The sequence below is a fragment of the Parabacteroides sp. AF14-59 genome (assembly GCF_003479515.1).
GTDB lineage: Bacteria > Bacteroidota > Bacteroidia > Bacteroidales > Tannerellaceae > Parabacteroides > Parabacteroides faecis.
Genome location: NZ_QUHH01000009.1, coordinates 215,023 through 233,188 on the forward strand (window position 1 = coordinate 215,023; position 18,166 = coordinate 233,188).

Below are 18,166 nucleotides of genomic sequence, written 5' to 3' on the forward strand. Positions count from 1 at the left end.
CTGTCCGGCTCCTGTTCATAACGCACAACAGTCTATCTTCAGAAAGAGCTATCAACTTCAAAGACTTGGTAACATAGAGAAACATTTTTCCTGACCAAACAAGAATAGAGCATAAGGTTATTACGACAGCTATTTCCGATTTTCAAATTAGTTATTCCAAATCAAAACGAACTAAATAAAAACCTTTCTCCTGAGAAATGGCTATTGCATATAATCTATTGGTGTCGGTATCAGATGCACAAAGATTAAAAACAAGACAATCTGTCTGATATTTAGCAATTTCATTTCCTTTCCAATCAAAAGAACAAATCTTATTAAACTGATTCGGATCCTTATCGGCGATTAACACACTATATAATAAATCATCTGTTGCACACAAAGCTGAAAATCCATATACAGTTTGATCTGTAGGGAGCAATGAACCACCACTAAAATTAACCTCAAGAGGATAGAAATAACGTGTGGAAGAAATATTTATATCATCGGATAATTGAAAAAACTCCAATATACCACCAAATAAAGTTCCAACAGCCATTTTTCTCTTATCTGGTGAAAGTGAAGCTGAAGCCGTTATAAAAACCGGATTCTTTTCAGTTTCTGAAACAGGGAAACGGTTATATTCTGACAAAATATCCCCTTTTGAAAAAAGCTGAAATCGCTTCAACCCTACAGTATCCTTACCTAATTGTCCATCAATGAGATATGCTTCTTTCTCCAAAGGCCACGCCCGACGAACAACACCTTTATAGTCACTAAAAGATTTACTGTCTACAAATAAAAAAGATTGCTTCTCCCTGTCAAAACGATACGTATTCATTCGCATCTGACTTTGGTCATAGACATTAAATAAATGACTTTCCCTATCAAAATAAAAAGAAATTCCCATTACCACCTCACCTGGTCCTTGTCCTTGCCTTACGCCGCTTCCAGCCAACATCCCTGTCTGTTTGTCATAAGCCTGTATCCAATTATTATCCACTAAAGAAAGTATATAGATATTTTGATCATCTACACACATCCCATACGAATAAGCAATTAATGCACTATCAGTAATAATATGAGATGTCAACCTTTTTTCAATTGGAAAATCAGGTGCCTCATATATTTCTCTCTTATTCTGACATGATAAGAAAGAAACCACCATAATAATGGTGGTAACTTTTATTAATAGTAAAGTGCTCCGCATTTGCATTCTCCTTTCATTTTACCAGAAAGCCCATATCCTCCTATTGCAGTCCAAACAGTCCCGCAAGATAAACATGTTTTTTGACATCTGATAGCCATACTTGAATTATCACATTCTATTACTATTTCCCCACCGGCCAATGCCTCAACATTAGCCAAAGCCAACTCCGAAACGAAAACTTCATTCTGACTTTTGTTGATATTCCAACCAGCCAAAGCAATTACAGCTACAGCAATAAATCCTATAATCAATTTTGTTCTCATCTTTCCTTAAAATCTAAGTTAACAAATAATTTAATTCTTACCTTTACCGAAAACATTTCAGCAAATATTTTGTTTAAAGCCTGATTACACTAAATTTTCATACACACCTCTCTTTCTTTTTTAGGAGGGAGCTCCGGAGTTTACCTTTACTTGCTTGACCGGCCGGTGGGTAAACTCCTTTTTTTCCAACCGAATTAATATTCTTTTTTTATCATCATTGCACAAATACAATTTGCTTTTAAATAGTTAGAGTCATTTTGTATTTAGTGATCATCTCAAATACTCTACAAACTCCACCTTCGTTCCATCCGGGCAAGGCAGGCTACCCTCACCATAACAAAAAACAGTAGTACTATCTTCTCCACCAGCCAATGCCTCTATATTCTCTAACATCAAATCGGATATCTGTTCTCCCTGACTCGAAGTTACTCCAGATAAACCTAATATAACCATTACGATTCCAGCAATTGCTATCAGCAACATTTTCCAAGTATTCTTTTTCATATATCACTTTGTTTCGTTTACTTTGCAAATGAAATAAATCATTTTTGAATACATGCTGACATTCGCTGACATTTAAAATAAAGGCACTGACAAACAATGACATTTATGAAGAACACTAACAAAAAACACCTTTTCACCGCAATTACAATATCTAGCATTATTTATGCGATTCCTATTGCTTTGCTAATTCTTATCCTTTTGCATATCTCTTCGTTCCATCAAATTGAAGAAGGACATATCCAGGAAAAGTCCGTTATGTTGTTTAAAGAAACAGTCAAAGAAGACTTTCAAAACAGATCGCAAATACTAACTGAAAAAGTGACTGCCGTAACTATGCCATCGGCTAAAACATATTCAGATAGCTGCATCTTCAAGTCGGAAACGATAGAAATAAAAACACCCAGACAACAGGACTTGTCATTAGACGAAAAAATGACTGATTTCCTCCAATCCGTTTTGGCCGTCAAAAATCCCATTAACGTCTACCGACTGGATACTCTCTTTCAACAAAAACTAAGCGAGGAAAATATACACATAGCTACAGCCATTTGTCTGACCGATACAATCAATAAAAAGAACAATACCTGTACTCATTACAATACAGCCTCTTTTATTCCATTATTTACAGAACCCTATTTGGTTAGCTCCATAGGTATAAGTTTGAGAGCTTATATAAAAATACCCCGAGTGACATTAATCAGACGCATACCGATTTTATACTGGATTGCATTATTGGGCTGGTTCCTATTCACATTATCCATAGGATGCGCCTGGTACAATCTCAGAAAAAAAATGCCGGTTCTTGTCGAGGGCTACGTCAAAAGAGAAAAGACGCTACAAGAAGAATTAACTCAAAAGAAAAATGAATTAGCAATATTCAAACAACTAGAAGCGTACAAAAAAGATTCAGACATTCACATAATCTCACCCAATCTTGTTTTTGAGAAAGATACAAAAACGTTACGATACCGAGAAAAAATCGTAAAATTAACCCTCCAGCAGCAACAATTGTTAGCTGCTTTTTGCAATGCTCCGGAAAACACTTGCTCAATAAATGACTTATGCAACCTGGTCTGGAAAGATTGTAAGGTAGAAGAGAATACAATCCATCAAGCTATATCACGTTTAAATAACACATTAAAAAACCAGGAGCTACATATCCAATACGAATTTAAGGATAGCTACAAACTTATCTTTAAGGGAAACGGACTGCCTGCTCCCTGCCAATCATAATTTTCCACCTGATGCATTTGCCGTTACTACCCGTACTAATTCAAATTTCCCCGGCGGGAAATCAGCGGTTGATAACCATCAACCGATTGGCCGACAATTGTCAACCGTTCGGCTGATAATTATGAACCATACGGCTGATAATTATCGGCCGCTAAAATTTACCGTATATTTAATAGAAAAGACAGGAATGAGTATTGATAATAAAAGGGATCTTTTGGTGAGCGAAAGATAGGGATAATGCCCGGGGAATACAACAATCAATGAATAAAATTCCCTACATTTGCCGGGAACGTTAATTGAACATTTATGAACAGCGCATTCCTACGTTTCCGTCTCCGGCAGTCGGGAAAGTTTATTCGTGAAATTCCGGTTATCTATCTGGTCGTGATGGTAGGACTCTTGCTTATACCCGGAATTGCACTGTATCAATTTACGAAGGATTTAAAAGGGAGCCTGATCATAGCAGCCATCCTGCTGGCACTTCTGTCTTTACTCCAGCTGCGAAGGAAAGACTATAGATTCATCTTTCTTACGGAAGAGAATGGCTGGAAAGTATTCAGCATGGATTATTTCTTATTATCCTTACCGATCCTTATTATCCTGCTGGTAAATTCATTCTGGTATATATCGCTGGCAATCATAGCCGGATGCATAGGAATCAGTTTCATAAAACAGCCTTTTCACCGGACAAAAAAGGGAATGGAAGCTCCTGGATGGATACCGGCAGAAGCCTTCGAATTACGGGCCGGGATCCGGCAATACGGCGGCTTATTACTGATTCTCTATCTGAGTGCCTGGATCGGCCTGTTACTGCCTTTTGCCTCTCTGGCATCACTCTGGTTCTTCACGGTCGTATTGTCCGATATTTTCAGATTCTCAGAGCCGGTACAGATACTTTGCGCGCAGGAACGACCTGCCAACAAGTTTCTGCACAGGAAACTACTCCTCTATCTGAAATTATCCATATACGCGATAATTCCGGTTTGTGCGATATACATGCTTTTATATCCGCAGCATTGGTGGCTTATCCTTACCTTTCTGGTAGGAGTATCCCTGAATATAGCGTTATTCATTGTAAACAAATATGCCCATTATCTGCCGAATACAAAGATTACGGGAGGGCAAGTTCCCATTACAACAGCTGTAATAAGCATTTTCCTTCCGGTTTTTTCGCCGGTAGTTCTGTTTTTTCTGATCAAATACTATCTGGCCGCCTGCCGGAATCTAACAACTTATTTATATGCTTACAATCCGGAATCTGCAAGTAGAATATAAAAAAGGATCTCCCATACTGAAAGGGATCGACCTATCGATGGAATCGGGGAAAATACACGGCCTGGTCGGTCTGAACGGCGCCGGGAAGACAACCTTGCTGAATACGCTGTATGCTTTCATCCGCCCTTCCGAAGGTTCGATCTGCTACAATGAAAGAACTCTGAAAAGACGGGATATTGCCTACCTGGAAGCCGAGAATTACTTTTACCCTTATATGACAGGACGGGAATACCTGAATCTTTTCCCGGCAGGAAAGAACGGTTTTGAAACAGATAGCTGGCAACAACTTTTTCATCTTCCGTTAGACGATATTACGGAAAACTATTCGACCGGGATGAGAAAGAAACTAGCCTTGCTGGGCGTTCTTAAGCCAGATAAACCGATCGTAGTCCTGGATGAACCGTTCAACGGCCTGGATCTGGAAAGTGCCCATATCCTCACCCTTATCCTGCAACAACTCCGGGAAGGAGGTAAAACGGTATTGGTTACTTCACATGTTTTCGAGACATTGACATCCAGTTGCGATCAGATCCATCATATCGATCACGGGATAATTGGCCACAGTTACTCCAGAGAACAGTTCGGAATGCTCCAAAAACTCCTCTATTCAACTATAGAGGACCAGGCTTCCGATCAAATAAAGAAGCTTATCTGATCCTTTATTCACGTACTGATACAAATCAGCCCGGATTTAAGTAAACCCGGGCCGATCGCAATAGAAAACACTTGATCTTTTATTATTCAGTAGTGACTGTCAATTGTTTCCCCTGTTTCAACAGGGCATGCGGGATAAACCAGCCATCGATTTTCTGACCGTCATAAGAAATATCCGTAATCTTCCGCCCGTTGCCTTTCTTTACGATCGTGAACTGAGTATTATCGCCTAAGGTGAATTTTACCTGGTCGAACAAAGGTACGGTCACGATATATTCCGGGTCAGCCGGAGAATAGGTATATAAGCCAATGGCATTGAATACATACCAGGAAGACATCTCACCAGCATCATCCATTCCGGAATAAGCCAGTTTGTCCTTACCCATATCATAATAATGATTCATGATACTATCCAGCATACACTGTGCCTTTTCCTGTTTATCGATGAAATAATAAGTATAAGGAATGCTGTGTCCGGGTTGGTTGCCGTGGCAATAATTTCCGATGAAACCGGTTAAATTGTGAGCTTCATAATTTCTCCACGGTTCTGTAAACAGTGAATCCAGTTTCTGTTCGACAGCTTTTTCACTGGGATAAAGGGCAATCATACCTTTCGGATCGTGGGGAGCAAAAAACAGTGACTGCCAGGCATTGGCTTCACGATACATATAAGCATAATAAGGATAATAAGGATCGAAATCCTTGATCCAGCTGCCATCGGCAATCTTTCCGCGCCAGAAACCTGTACCCGGATCGAACAGGTTCTTATAATTACCGGAGCGTTCCATCAACGTTTTATAAGTACTTTCATCTCCCAACTCCTTAGCCAACAAAGCAGTCGCATAATCATCGTATGCATACTCGACAGTCTTTGTTACCGCTGCTTTATATTCATCCCAGGTCGGAACATTCGTCGTATCCTTTTCTGCAATCCATCCCTGTTCGATGTATTCATCCAGATACGGCCTGCCGCCTTTTCCCGGAACAGTTGCGTTATTCACCAACAGTTTATAGGCCCGGTTCAGATCGAAATCCTTCAATCCGCGTAAATAGTTACCGGCAACAAATACAGAGGCATGGTCTCCGTGGAAGAAGGTCGGCATATAGCCATTCCGCTTTTCACCTTTATCTGTAATGGATTTGATCACGTCTGTCGTTACATCCGGCGAGATCATTCCCAATAAAATCAACTTATTACGATAATCATCCCAGAATGACGGATCGGTATAATAACGGAAACCATTATTTACCACATTGCCTTTAGCATCCGTATATTCCCCGTTCACGTCGCTTCGCAAAACGGGCCATAAGAACGAACGATACAGACAGGAATAGAAAATGCCTTTCTCACGTTCCGTTCCGCCGGTCACTTCTATTTTGGATAACAAATTCTCCCAGGTCTTGTCTGCTTCCTTCCGAACCTGTGCAAAGCTTTTCTCTTTCATTTCCTGTTCCAGGTTCATCTTTGCGTTGTCGATACTTACGAAAGAAAAACCGATCTTCAACTCCAGCGGTTCGCTTCCTTTACTATCGGCAAAACTAACAACCGAAACTTCATGTTCACCGTCTTTCACCTGTTTGATATCCTGGATCTTATAATTGGAAACAGCATAGAAACGTATATTACCCTCGGCATCCTGATTACCGGAAAAAGTATGATCGTCGACCTTCTGAATGCTCCAGTCTCTTACTCCATTGTTTGTCCGCGTGATATCCACCAAGACTTTCTTATCGTCGTCCGGTCGGAAAGTATATTTATGATAAGCACAACGAAGTGTGGAAGTCAGCTCGGCATTGACCCCGTATCTTTCCAGGAATACCTGGTAATAGCCCGGATGAGCCGATTCGTTCGTATGGCTGTATTTTGAGGCATAATCATCGGAAGATACATTCCCTGTTACCGGAAGGATAGGAAGATGCAGCAGGTTCCAATGTCCTTTATTGGTATGCGAGAAGCCGTAAATAACCGTATCTTCATACTGGTAACCGGCTCCGCTCCGGAATTGGGTCACCGGACTCAACTGGACCATCGCATTCGGAACAGAAGAACCGGGAAAGACTTCAGCCCCCCAGGTCCTTGTCTTCAAATGACGTTCATACCCCAGGTCTTTCGTTTCCCACAACGTTGCTGTCCCTAAAAAAGGATTCACATAATTCGTGAGCTGCTGCTTACCCGGTTGGCAACTTATCATCAAGGTCAATGATAATAAGCCTACAAAAAAAGAGTTTTTCATACTAAATTAATTATTAGAATATGATAATGATCAAGAATTAAAAACTATATCTGTCTGAGATTAAAAAACACTTATAATATATCCAGATCCTCCAGTAACGCAGCCGCTTCGATCAACATACAACCACTCAGTTGCTCGGTTAATCCTGTAGACGCTCCCGGGGCAGTCCGCCAGTAAGTACCGAATAATACATTTGATTTATTGGTCCCCTGCGTCCATAATGTTTCTGCATTTGTTTTCAGGAATTGTGTATAACGCCGTTTAGCACCTGCATCCAGGCGGTCCTGCTGGATAAGATCTGTGAAATAACGAATAAAAATACCTTTGAACAATCCTCCGTCACCTGTTCCTTCATCTTTCAGAATAGAATTGCTCACCAGTGTACTGATCGTATAATCAGCAGCCAAAACGGCATCGTTCAGATAGGCTTTTTCTCCCAATATCTTATATAATTCAACGGCCGATCCGATAAATGTTCCTTCATTGTAAGTAAATATCCAACTTTTCTGTATTTCTCCGGTATTGCTGTTTATATTATCGTACACCATTCCGTTGTTGCTATTGAATAATGTACTTTTTTCCCAGTTATATATCTTGAGTGCCCATTCCTTATACGTTTCATCCCCGAATTCACGGTACAGACGGGCTGCCAGGATGCAAGCCGGACCGTTTGAACAGGCATTTTTACTATACTCCTGCCCTTTTACCCAACTGATACCTCCACCTGCATTCTCATTCCAACCTACTTTGATATAATCCCAGATTTGCAATGCGGCATCTTTATATTTTTGTTCTTTGGTTGCCTGGTATGCACGAAGAATAGCCAGCGCATTCCACTCCATATCATCGTAATAGTCATTCCGGAACGAATTACCGTTCTTGATCTTCACGCCTTCAAACCATTGGTCGAAATAGGTTTTATATTTCGCATCTTGCGTACGCAAATAGGCGTCTGTCAGCACATCCAGTGCATGTGCCTGGGGCCAATACTGGAATGTCATATTTCCATTGTTATCGGTATTAAAATACTTCTCTCCCGCATTCCAGAATGAATTTATCAATGCCGTCGTACTGCTATCGGCAGCGGCATACCAATTAATACTATCATTTTCATCCGGTACGTTCGGAGTATTATCATCATCGCCACAAGCTCCAAGTAAAAAAGGGAGTAACAGGAAAAGGAATATATTCTTCATGACATTATTTTTAGCTGTTAAAAAAAGAAGAACCCGGAATCAGGTCAAATTTTCCGAAATATACAATTCCGGGTTCTTCTTACCAAATCTTATAGTAAACTATTTAACAATCGTATGCGTATAAGGCTGATCGGCTGTCAGATACAGTGTATAAGTAGCCGGAACACCGTCAAAGTCTCCCATCAACTTCCACTTGTTATCCCACTGGGATACTTCGGTAAACAATTGCAGGTAATAATAAGACTCCGGACTGCTTGCCGTCGGACGAGCGTCTGTCTGGTTCAATGTACCCCATTCGACTTCTTTCTCCGCATCGGCTCCGCCATTTTCCTGGATAGTCATTCTGAACTTATAACGTTCGTCCTTACCCCAGCTTTCTTCTTTGAAAGTAACTGTTTCCTTAGCCTGGAATACACCATAGCCTGCGTAAGGCAGTTCGAACAGAGATTCACCATCCGGACAGAAATAGAAGCTGACTTTGTTTACCAGTGTATAAGTGCAGGCACCGGTATTAAAGTCTAATGTAATACGGTAAATACCGTCTTTGGCAACCGTTGCCGTACCGTTCTCTTTCACCATTCCGTCAGTTGTATAGAACTCTCTCGGAGTGCCGGTCTTTGCGTCTGTGAAATAGAAAGGTTTACCTGCTGTCAGTTTTGTATACACTTCAAATTCACCACTGGCAATTGCTTTCATTTTATGTGCTTTTGCCAGGTCAGCGCCACCTTCAGAGGCCTCTCCGGTCACATATACATCGATCGGAACATCTTCGAAACCGGCCAGGCGGGTCACCGTGATCTTATTTTCAACTCCGGCTTTCATGCTATGCAAACCTTTTGAAGAAAGTACGGTCCACTTGAATGTACCCGTATCGGACGGTTTTATACCGACCTTGCCCGCAATCTGGTTCAATTGCTTATGCGTAACGGAAACATAATTGCCAAATCCGTTATTATTGGAATACATCACATATACCGGTTGTGAAAAATTACCGTCTGCCTTATCAAAAGCAATCTGATAAAGAGCAGTACCTGTTTCTTCCACACTCGGTGTCTGCCATTCAAAATAAACACTGGCTGATGCAGAGGGTTCCAAAACAACGGATTTTCCATCTGCCGGTTCAAGCAATGTGCTTACACTTGCCAAACGGTTATCCGTCTCCCCCATATTATCATTACATCCCATAAAGGCCAGCACCGCAGAGGTAACGAACATCAGTTTTATAAATATCGCTTTCATAATTCTTCCTTTTTATTTGATTACTAAATTATGAGTATATTCACCTTGCGTATTCAAAGAGAATGTAACATCATACGCCTTATCACTCCAACCATCGGTAGCCGGACTCTTCCAGACTTCGTTGTTTGTCCACTGTTCTACATTCGTCTTTTCAGCCATGTAGTAATACTCATCGTTACCGGTCGGCTTACTATCATTGTTGATGGCAGCTCTCCATTCGGTTTCTCCTTCGGAGCTTTCCATTCTGAACTTATAACGGTCGTCCGAATTATCGCTATCCGTCAGGCCTGTTACTGTATAGTTACTGATAGCCCAGACACCCAGACCCTGGTAATCCAGTTCTATCTCTTTCTGTGACCAGTTCAGGAACCATTTCACTTTAGTCACTTCTTTCGAAGTAAACGATCCGGCATTAAAATCAATATAATATTTATAGATACCGGTCTTGGTTGCTGTTGTACTACCGCCTTCTACCAGTTTTTCACCATTCAGCGAGTATTCAGCCGGAGTACCGGTATTGGCACTGACAAACTTAAAGGACTTGCCTTCCGTTAGTTTCATGAAAATCTCAAATTCACCGTCAGCCACCTTTTTCATTATCATGGCATTCTCCAGGTCAGCCCCTACTTCTGTTGCTTCACCGGTGATATACAACTGGCTCGGGACTTCTGCGAATCCTGCCAAACGGGTAAGCGTCAGCGTACGTTCTTCTTCTGCCTTGACCGGATTAATACCTTTGGAGGCATATACCGTCCATTTCAGAGTTCCTTCTTCAGCCGATCCGATCCCTGCCGAAGCAGCGATCTGGTTCAACTGTTTATGTGTAATCGTTGCATGATTAGTTCCGCCATTATTATCAGCTGTAACTATAGACACGGGATCGGAAAAATCACCATCCGCCTTATCGAAAACAACTTCATACAACACGGCACCACCATCTTCCGCCAACGACGGTTCCCATTCAAAATACAATGAAGCCGAAGCTGATGCTTGCAGGACAACGGCTTTCCCATTATCCGGTTCATATAACGCTTTAACGGCAGTCACGCCCAAATGCCTCACTTCCCCGTCACTGCTACATGCCGCAAAGACCAGAGCAAAAGCGAACAGCATAATATATTTGATAGATACAATTTTCATATCTCTAGATTTTTTGGAATTAAAACTTTTGATCAATATCCGGGATTCTGAGTCAGATTCTTGTTGATATCCCGTTGTGACTGCGGAATAGCGAACAGATAATCTCTATCTTTATTGAAAGATCTCTTATCCAACTGGATATACTGTGTATTGCCTGCTGCAAATTTAGCTCCGTGAGGATTACCGTTCAGTGCGGTTTCGATCGTTTTCCAACGACGGATATCGTATAGTCTCGTACCCTCGATAGCCAATTCACAACGACGTTCGCGGCGTACAATAGTCTGCATATCGCCCGAAGCCGGGTAATTCAAAGCAGAAGCATCTGTGAAACCGGCACGTTCGCGAATCGGACGGATCGTCTTGTTCCAAACAGTTTCATTCATTTCACCCAGTTCTGTTTTTGCTTCGGCATACATCAATAGAACGTCCGCATAACGCATCAGGATCAGGTTTAAACCGGAAGCCAAACCAGCCGGAGCTGTCGGATCGAACCATTTACGAAGATAATATCCTGTTGCTGTCGAGTTCTGTCCCGGACCGATATATTCATCCAGGTTAGCGGCTCCCGCATCTTCAGAAGAACCCGGTTTGATATAAATCGTAGACGTTTTACCGTTACCATCCGTCCATTGGTAGCCATGGTAAACGATAGTAGCCTGTAATCTCGGATCCCGGTTTGTATAGGGATCGTCTTCTTTATAACCGGAACCACTTTCATTGATCGACCGTCCATTTTTCATGATATAATCGTCAACCAGCTCCTGAGTCGGTGCGAAACCGTTTACACGTCCGCCCACCGACAGGGGAATCCCATCGTACATTTCGCTCCAGGTTCTCAGATTCAACAGATAACCCATATCCAGAATCACTTCGCTGTTATATTCGTTTTCCGGCAGGAATAAACCTCCATAGCTTGAGAATAAAGCATATTCACCGTATTCGCCATTTATTATTTTCTCACAAATAGACGATACATTTTGCCAGTCGTTTTCATATAAATAGGTACGTGCCAGTAAAGTCATAGCAGCGCCTTTAGTGATTCGGCCATTATCGTTTGCAGCATATTCCTGCTTCGTCGGTAATGTGCCGACAATGTCATTCAGTTCGTCACGGACAAACTTGATAACATCTGCTTTCGGCGAACGGGCGATCGTATTGGCCTCCTCGATCGTCAATGTATAGTCGAACAGGGGAACATCGCCATAGTTATTGGCCAGACGGAAGAACAACATCGCACGAATAAAACGCGATTCTGCCTTCATTCTGTTTTTCAATGTCTCATCCATGTTGGGGACACGGTCTACGTTCTCCAGGAATGTATGGCAAGTTTTGATACCTTCATAACATTTTTTCCAGTCCTCAGAGAAACGTCCCAAAGCGGCATTTGCCTGACCGGAAGTGATCAGTTTTTCATCCGTGCTACCACGTCCTTCGTATAAGTTATCTGATAAACGTTCATCTGCAAAGAAATAACCGGAACTCATCATTTGGCTGTAAGCCATGCTCAGCACCGAAGAAGCCTTTGCTTCGGAAGTCCAATAGTTCAAATCCGTAAACTTATTGGTAGGAGCCAGATCCAAATCATTACAAGATACAAATGATGCAAGTATGGCGCATGCCATACTTGGCCAATATTTTAAAATATTCATTTTCATAACAAAGTCTATGTCTTAAAATTCTATATCCAAACCAAATCCATAATAAGTCAGTGTCGGGTAGTTACGTCCGCTGTTCGCTCCGATACCGCCGATACCACCCATATCGCTACCGAATTCAGAAGATTCCGGATCGATGAATGAGTTCTTGGTAAATGTCAGCGGATTTTCAGTATTTACACTGACACGTAATTTCTGCACCCCAAACTTCTGAGTCAATGCCTTCGGTAAAGTATATCCGATCTGGATGTTCTTTACACGCAAGTAGGCAGCATTCAACAAATAAATATCAGAACCGGCCATACCCCAGTTGTTCGTAGAAGAGGAAGAACCCGGGGCAACCAGACGAGGCCATCGAGCATCCGGATTTGTCGGAGTCCAGAAGTCCAACTGATGTTCGTAAATACAATATGAATAGTTTGAATGGAATGGTTCTATCAACTCACCGCGCAAATACATAGAACGTTTACCCACACCTTGCAGCATCACGTTCAGGTCGAATCCCTTCCATGTCATGTTGTAAGTAAAACCGAATGTATAACGAGGGAATGCATTACCCAATATTACACGGTCTTTTTCGTCGATAACGCCATCTTCATTCTGGTCAACGTATTTCACATCACCAGGTTGTACGGAAGCTCCTACCGGCAGTGAGCTATTTGCAATCTCGTCATAACTCTGGAACAATCCATCTGTTTTGTAACCGAAATATGAACCTAAAGGCTCGCCTTCACGGATCAGTTTATACAACTGGTCGTTCTGGTCGATACGTTCTTTTCCACCGAAATCTGTTACTTTATTCTTTGAGTCGGAAATGTTGAAATTGAAGTTATGATGGAAATCGCCTGAATTCAATTTATAATTGATCGTTACTTCCCAACCTCTGTTCTTCATTTCTCCGGCATTCTCTTTAGCAGCAGAACCGCCATAGATAGAGGATACTTCAGGAGTTAACAATATATTAGAGGTTTTCTTATCAAAATAATCTACAGATAAGAATAAATTACCATTCAGGAAAGTTGCATCGGCACCAATATTGAAGTTGGCCGATTTTTCCCATGTCAGGAATGCATTACCGTCTGTATAGCTGGTTCCCGGAACAGATATGCCATTGAATACATAACCGTTGTTGTTCATCTGGTAAACAGTCTGGTAAGAATAATTGTCTACATTCTGATTACCCAGCACACCATAAGATGCTCTCAGTTTCAAATCACCGATATTACTCTTATAAGTATCCATAAAGGCCTCTTCAGAAAGACGCCAACCGGCAGAGAATGAAGGGAAGAAACCCCAGCGCTGATCTTTGGCAAATTTTGAAGAACCGTCATAACGGAAAGATACGTCTCCGTAATATCTGTCCATATAATTATAACCTACACGACCGAATATGGAAGTAATACTTGTCTGGTCCGTATCGTTATTCGAGTTCTTGTTATCTTTATTCTGAACGGATTCGTCTGTTGTCGGTAAACCCAGGTCTTCATCCGTATATTCCCAGGCGATGCGGCTTGCCTGTTTTGTATAAGATTCGTTTGATACACCGAACAAGGCGTTTACATTATGAACACTGTTAAACGTACGGTTGAAATCCAATAAGAACTGTGTACTTAACGTATAACGTTTTTCGTTATAATCTTCAGTCATTGTATTGGAGTGCATATACAGTACCGGATTTTCCAGGTCGGCAGAAGAATACAACGGCACTTTCTTGTCACGGCGATAACGGTGATGCTGAGTCAGGTCCAGACCAACCAAACCGGTAGCTTTCAAGCCGTCGATGATCTTGAAGTCAAGGTTCATACTTCCGATGAAGTTGTCTTCGTCTTTCTTTTCATAACCACCGTCCTGCAGTAATGCCAGTGGATTATCGTCGCCGACTATATCATTAACCAGATATTTGTCACCTTCCATAAACTTATAATAATAGTAAGAAGGAACACGAGACGAGTTGATGATCGTATTTCCTGTACCACCGGCTACCGTTCTGTCTTTACGACGGTTGTAAGCCATCAATGACGTCAGTTTAAAACGGCCATACTCGGTACTCAGGTTACTACGGAAGTTATAACGTTCCATTCCGAAGCTACCCTGGAAGTTACTCTCCTGGTTATAGTAGCTGGCTGATACCATATAAGTGGTATTCTCACTACCTCCGGATACATTGATGTTATAGTTTTGCTGAAGGCCGGATTTAACGATTTGGTCATATAGCCATTCTTCTTCATTACGATGATCATACAGATCACGGATCTGGGTAGGTGTGAACTGAGGTGCACTGCCCACATTCATATTTGCCTGGTTTCTCAACATGGCATTCTGCCAGCCTTCAACCGGAGAGAATAAAATATGCGGGTCCTGAATGCCGACCTGTCCATTAAACGCGACAACGGGTTTGCTGCCTTTGGAGCCTTTTTTAGTCGTTACCAGGATAACGCCATTTGCAGAACGGGAACCATAGATAGCTGCACTACCTGCATCTTTCAGGACGGATACGTTATCGATATCGTTCGGGTTCAGGTTGTTCAGAGTCGATGAGCTCGATACCAATCCGTCGATAACGATCAGCGGGTCATTGTTACCCATCGTACTGACACCACGGATGTTGATGTTCATACTGTTGTCGTTCGGATTCGCATTCTTGCTCTGAATGATAAGGTTAGCAGAAGCACCCTGTAAAGCCTGGGTAGCATTGGTTACAGGACGATTCTCAAAGATCTCGCTGTTTACCTGGTCTACAGAACCGGTGATACTTTTACGGGAACGGGTACCATAACCGACAACTACCACCTCATCCAGTTTCTGGGTATCTTCCTTCAACGTAATACGGAAATCACTTTTCCCTTTCAGGGATATCGATTGAGTCAGATAACCGATGAAAGAAATATCCAGTGTGCCGTTTTCAGGAACTTCCAATGTAAAATTACCGTTAAAATCAGTAACCGTACCATTTGTTGTTCCCGCAACAACGACGTTTGCGCCGATAACAGGTTCGCCCGTTTCATCGACAATAACACCTTTTACATTCTTTACCTTCTGATTAACCGCATTCTGGGAAGGAGAGGTAATAACCAGATAGTCACCTTTTACCGAATAAGTATAGCCTGTACCAGCCAGCACCTGGCTCAATACATCCAATACTTCCACATTGTTTTGATTAAGCTCGACTTTTTTGTTTACATCCAACTGGGTGCCATTATAGGCAATTTTGTACTTGGATGAAGCTTCAATCTTCTGGAATGCTTCTTTTAAAGAAACAGTACCTTCATTAAAGGACACCTTCTGCGCATTGATTTGCAGGCAACCTGCAATCAAAAAACTCAGACAATAGGTTCCAATTCGTCTGGATTTGTGTTTGTTCTTCATATGTAATTAAAATAGTTAAACAATTGCACCGATTTGAGTGCGAACTCATCTATAATGACAGATGAAAAAAACGTTGCACCCAATCAATCGTAAAACTTTTTCAAATTACATGTGATTTTTTTTTAATGAACTTATCTCAGATAAATATTTTTCCCGTCAATTTTATACTCCAAGCCCGGGATAAGCTCTTTCAGAAGCATAAATATATTTTCGACAGACTCATTCTTATTAAAATGAACCGTCAGCAGATTCTCATTATAAGCCGATGTCTGCAAATGTATATTCAACCCGTATGTACGCTGCAGGATACGGATAATATCTTTAAAAGAATAGTTATCAAACAGCAGACCTCCTTCACGCCAATCGGAATAATCGGCAGAAACAACCTTTTTCACATCTACATCTCCGGATTCAATATAATATAAGAGTTGTTCATCAGGCACCAGATGATATGTTTTTTCCTCTTCATCCTGTAAACGCACCTGTACAGATCCTTCTTCAAGAGTAGTTGCTATCCGGTCGATTTCCGGATAAGCGAAAAGATTGAACCGGGTACCCAATACTTCGACATTCAGTGTCCGGGCTTTAACAATAAAAGGCTGTTCCACATTCTTCTCTACCTCGAAATAACCTTCACCCGACAGATAAACCTCACGTCTCTCTCCCACAAAAGTAGAAGGATATATCAATACACTACCGGAATTCAGCCAAACACGGCTACTGTCGGGAAGGACAACCTGCTCACGTTTCCCTGCAGGTACAAAATGTTCTATCAGTGAAACATTCGCCAAGGCATCTTTCACATGGGTCGCTTCCCAATAAAGATATAGAGATGTGGAAAGCATGATTAATGGTAAAAGCCATATAGCCGCCAGTTTTACCCAGAACGGCATGATCCGCAAAGCTTTACCTACCGGTTTCTTTTGATCTGTAAAACCTAAATTTCTGCTCAACTGTGAAAAGGCCTGTTTGGGATAAGTCTCATCCATTTCCGGAAATCCTATAGTATCCCAAACCGACTGTAACGCACTATCTACTTCCGGTCTATCCTCTTTTTTAATCAGCCGTCGATGTACTTTCCAGGTCATCTCTTCCGAGAGGTCGTGATGAAAGAAATAATCAACTATTTTTTTTATATAACTCATTCTATTTCTACGATTATATTATATAGACTGCTTTTAGGCTATCCACCCCTAATTTTTTAACACAAATAAAGTATCAATAGGTATAATAAAATTTTTCTCAACTCTTTTAACGCTAGATTCAAATGATTCTCTACCGTCTTCTTACTCAATTCCAATTTCTCCGCGATCTCTGCATTCGATAATCCCGCTTCACGGCTCAACTGATAGATCAGTTTACGCTGGGGAGGCATATTCTCAACCACCATATCTATCAGGAGTTGCAGATCTTTAGCTATCAGATCTTCATCCGGTGAATCATAAGTTTCTTCCTCAAAAGGTTTTTCATTCAACCTTTCTATACGTATTTGCTGAGATTCCAAAAAATTGAAAGTAGTATTCTTAGATAGAATAAACAGATATGCTCCAAAATTCCTGACATCGGCAAACATATTCCTGTTTACCCACACTTTTGAAAAAACTTCCTGGGTAATATCTTCTGCGTCTTGTTGCGATTTAACCAGGCCGTATACAAAATTGCGGACTTTAGGATAATAGCGCATGAATATCACCTGAAAAGCATCTTGGCTTCCCTGGACCAGTTCCTTCACTAATAGTTCCTCGTTGATAGATTTTGTTAGCATAACGGCAAATATACGAAGCTAATATTTAAATCAAAACGAACATTGGCAATTTGTTTTTATAATAAGTAGTATTTTCTGCTTTGAACAATTCATCTTTGCAAAATCCAATCTATTTCCCCCAATATAAAAAATAATTAGGGAAATGTTATGTTTTTATAACAGGGAAGGAGTATTTTCAAAGATAAACAACAGAGTCCTTAGAAGACTATGGCATAATATTCAGATCTATCTATATTCGTCAGCATACAGCATAGAAGTCATACAAAGTATCAAAAAGGTAGAAATGTCTCCTGGAAAATAAGCTTAGCAACCAAATCCATTCATTAAAAACTACTATAATCAGTCTTTAATTTTACATAACTGAAAGATATAGCCCAAAGCCTTTTCCTAATTTATTATTGTCTACTTTTCTTTTTTATATATTTAACTTCAATATTTAATTACAGTGCAAATATA

General features: G+C 41.0%; 14 protein-coding genes. 3 read left to right on the forward strand and 11 right to left on the reverse strand.

Annotation, left to right across the window (positions count from 1 at the left end):
- Window positions 1-151: 151 nt before the first annotated feature.
- From DWW23_RS12280 to DWW23_RS12290, 3 genes are all read right to left on the reverse strand, one after another.
- A complete protein-coding gene (locus DWW23_RS12280; RefSeq protein ID WP_158583179.1) occupies window positions 152-1,192 on the reverse strand; it encodes a BF3164 family lipoprotein in 1,041 nt (346 codons plus the stop codon).
- Window positions 1,165-1,449 carry an NVEALA domain-containing protein gene (locus tag DWW23_RS12285; RefSeq protein WP_122353568.1) on the reverse strand — a complete coding sequence of 95 codons (285 nt, stop codon included), beginning with the start codon at window positions 1,447-1,449 and terminating at the stop codon, window positions 1,165-1,167. The genes DWW23_RS12280 and DWW23_RS12285 overlap by 28 nt, the downstream gene beginning before the upstream one ends.
- 270 nt (window positions 1,450-1,719) lie before the next feature.
- Entirely contained in the window at window positions 1,720-1,953 is a 234-nt protein-coding gene (locus tag DWW23_RS12290; protein WP_122353569.1) for an NVEALA domain-containing protein, read from the reverse strand.
- Between the two features lie 105 nt (window positions 1,954-2,058).
- Between DWW23_RS12290 and DWW23_RS12295 the strand changes: the two genes are divergently transcribed.
- The 3 genes from DWW23_RS12295 to DWW23_RS12305 all read left to right on the forward strand — a co-directional run bounded on the left by DWW23_RS12295 (window position 2,059) and on the right by DWW23_RS12305 (window position 5,116).
- Window positions 2,059-3,186: a winged helix-turn-helix domain-containing protein gene (locus DWW23_RS12295; protein ID WP_233564324.1), complete on the forward strand. Its 1,128-nt coding sequence runs from the start codon at window positions 2,059-2,061 to the stop codon at window positions 3,184-3,186.
- Window positions 3,187-3,492: 306 nt separating this feature from the next.
- A complete protein-coding gene (locus DWW23_RS12300) occupies window positions 3,493-4,461 on the forward strand; it encodes a hypothetical protein (protein ID WP_122353597.1) in 969 nt (322 codons plus the stop codon).
- Window positions 4,427-5,116 carry an ATP-binding cassette domain-containing protein gene (locus DWW23_RS12305; protein ID WP_122353570.1) on the forward strand — a complete coding sequence of 230 codons (690 nt, stop codon included), beginning with the start codon at window positions 4,427-4,429 and terminating at the stop codon, window positions 5,114-5,116. Before DWW23_RS12300 ends, DWW23_RS12305 begins: the two co-directional genes overlap by 35 nt.
- 82 nt (window positions 5,117-5,198) lie before the next feature.
- On the opposite strand, the gene DWW23_RS12310 is transcribed toward DWW23_RS12305, so the two are convergent.
- The 8 genes from DWW23_RS12310 to DWW23_RS12345 form a co-directional block, all read right to left on the reverse strand.
- Window positions 5,199-7,349: a GH92 family glycosyl hydrolase gene (locus tag DWW23_RS12310; protein ID WP_122353571.1), complete on the reverse strand. Its 2,151-nt coding sequence runs from the start codon at window positions 7,347-7,349 to the stop codon at window positions 5,199-5,201.
- 71 nt (window positions 7,350-7,420) lie between these two features.
- Window positions 7,421-8,545, reverse strand: coding sequence for a glycoside hydrolase family 76 protein (locus DWW23_RS12315; RefSeq protein ID WP_122353572.1), 1,125 nt, complete (start codon window positions 8,543-8,545; stop codon window positions 7,421-7,423).
- Between the two features lie 99 nt (window positions 8,546-8,644).
- Entirely contained in the window at window positions 8,645-9,784 is a 1,140-nt protein-coding gene (locus DWW23_RS12320; protein WP_122353573.1) for a SusE domain-containing protein, read from the reverse strand.
- Between the two features lie 12 nt (window positions 9,785-9,796).
- Entirely contained in the window at window positions 9,797-10,924 is a 1,128-nt protein-coding gene (locus DWW23_RS12325; RefSeq protein ID WP_122353574.1) for a SusE domain-containing protein, read from the reverse strand.
- Window positions 10,925-10,956: 32 nt separating this feature from the next.
- Window positions 10,957-12,579 (reverse strand): RagB/SusD family nutrient uptake outer membrane protein, encoded by a 1,623-nt coding sequence (locus DWW23_RS12330; protein ID WP_122353575.1) that lies wholly within the window; start codon window positions 12,577-12,579, stop codon window positions 10,957-10,959.
- A gap of 15 nt (window positions 12,580-12,594) precedes the next feature.
- Window positions 12,595-15,945: a TonB-dependent receptor gene (locus DWW23_RS12335; protein WP_122353576.1), complete on the reverse strand. Its 3,351-nt coding sequence runs from the start codon at window positions 15,943-15,945 to the stop codon at window positions 12,595-12,597.
- 131 nt (window positions 15,946-16,076) lie between these two features.
- Window positions 16,077-17,090 carry a FecR family protein gene (locus DWW23_RS12340; protein ID WP_122353577.1) on the reverse strand — a complete coding sequence of 338 codons (1,014 nt, stop codon included), beginning with the start codon at window positions 17,088-17,090 and terminating at the stop codon, window positions 16,077-16,079.
- Window positions 17,091-17,146: 56 nt separating this feature from the next.
- Complete coding sequence (locus DWW23_RS12345; protein ID WP_122353578.1) at window positions 17,147-17,710, reverse strand: RNA polymerase sigma-70 factor; 564 nt, start codon at window positions 17,708-17,710, stop codon at window positions 17,147-17,149.
- Window positions 17,711-18,166 lie beyond the last annotated feature (456 nt).

Excerpts from the sequence above, each read along its gene's own strand:
- DWW23_RS12305 (WP_122353570.1), top strand. The coding sequence starts at position 4,427 with ATGCTTACAATCCGGAATCTGCAAGTAGAATATAAAAAAGGATCTCCC.
- DWW23_RS12285 (WP_122353568.1), bottom strand. The coding sequence starts at position 1,449 with ATGAGAACAAAATTGATTATAGGATTTATTGCTGTAGCTGTAATTGCT.
- DWW23_RS12330 (WP_122353575.1), bottom strand. The coding sequence starts at position 12,579 with ATGAAAATGAATATTTTAAAATATTGGCCAAGTATGGCATGCGCCATA.
- DWW23_RS12295 (WP_233564324.1), top strand. The coding sequence starts at position 2,059 with ATGAAGAACACTAACAAAAAACACCTTTTCACCGCAATTACAATATCT.
- DWW23_RS12320 (WP_122353573.1), bottom strand. The coding sequence starts at position 9,784 with ATGAAAGCGATATTTATAAAACTGATGTTCGTTACCTCTGCGGTGCTG.
- DWW23_RS12280 (WP_158583179.1), bottom strand. The coding sequence starts at position 1,192 with ATGCAAATGCGGAGCACTTTACTATTAATAAAAGTTACCACCATTATT.
- DWW23_RS12340 (WP_122353577.1), bottom strand. The coding sequence starts at position 17,090 with ATGAGTTATATAAAAAAAATAGTTGATTATTTCTTTCATCACGACCTC.
- DWW23_RS12310 (WP_122353571.1), bottom strand. The coding sequence starts at position 7,349 with ATGAAAAACTCTTTTTTTGTAGGCTTATTATCATTGACCTTGATGATA.
- DWW23_RS12335 (WP_122353576.1), bottom strand. The coding sequence starts at position 15,945 with ATGAAGAACAAACACAAATCCAGACGAATTGGAACCTATTGTCTGAGT.
- DWW23_RS12290 (WP_122353569.1), bottom strand. The coding sequence starts at position 1,953 with ATGAAAAAGAATACTTGGAAAATGTTGCTGATAGCAATTGCTGGAATC.
- DWW23_RS12325 (WP_122353574.1), bottom strand. The coding sequence starts at position 10,924 with ATGAAAATTGTATCTATCAAATATATTATGCTGTTCGCTTTTGCTCTG.
- DWW23_RS12315 (WP_122353572.1), bottom strand. The coding sequence starts at position 8,545 with ATGAAGAATATATTCCTTTTCCTGTTACTCCCTTTTTTACTTGGAGCT.
- DWW23_RS12345 (WP_122353578.1), bottom strand. The coding sequence starts at position 17,710 with ATGCTAACAAAATCTATCAACGAGGAACTATTAGTGAAGGAACTGGTC.
- DWW23_RS12300 (WP_122353597.1), top strand. The coding sequence starts at position 3,493 with ATGAACAGCGCATTCCTACGTTTCCGTCTCCGGCAGTCGGGAAAGTTT.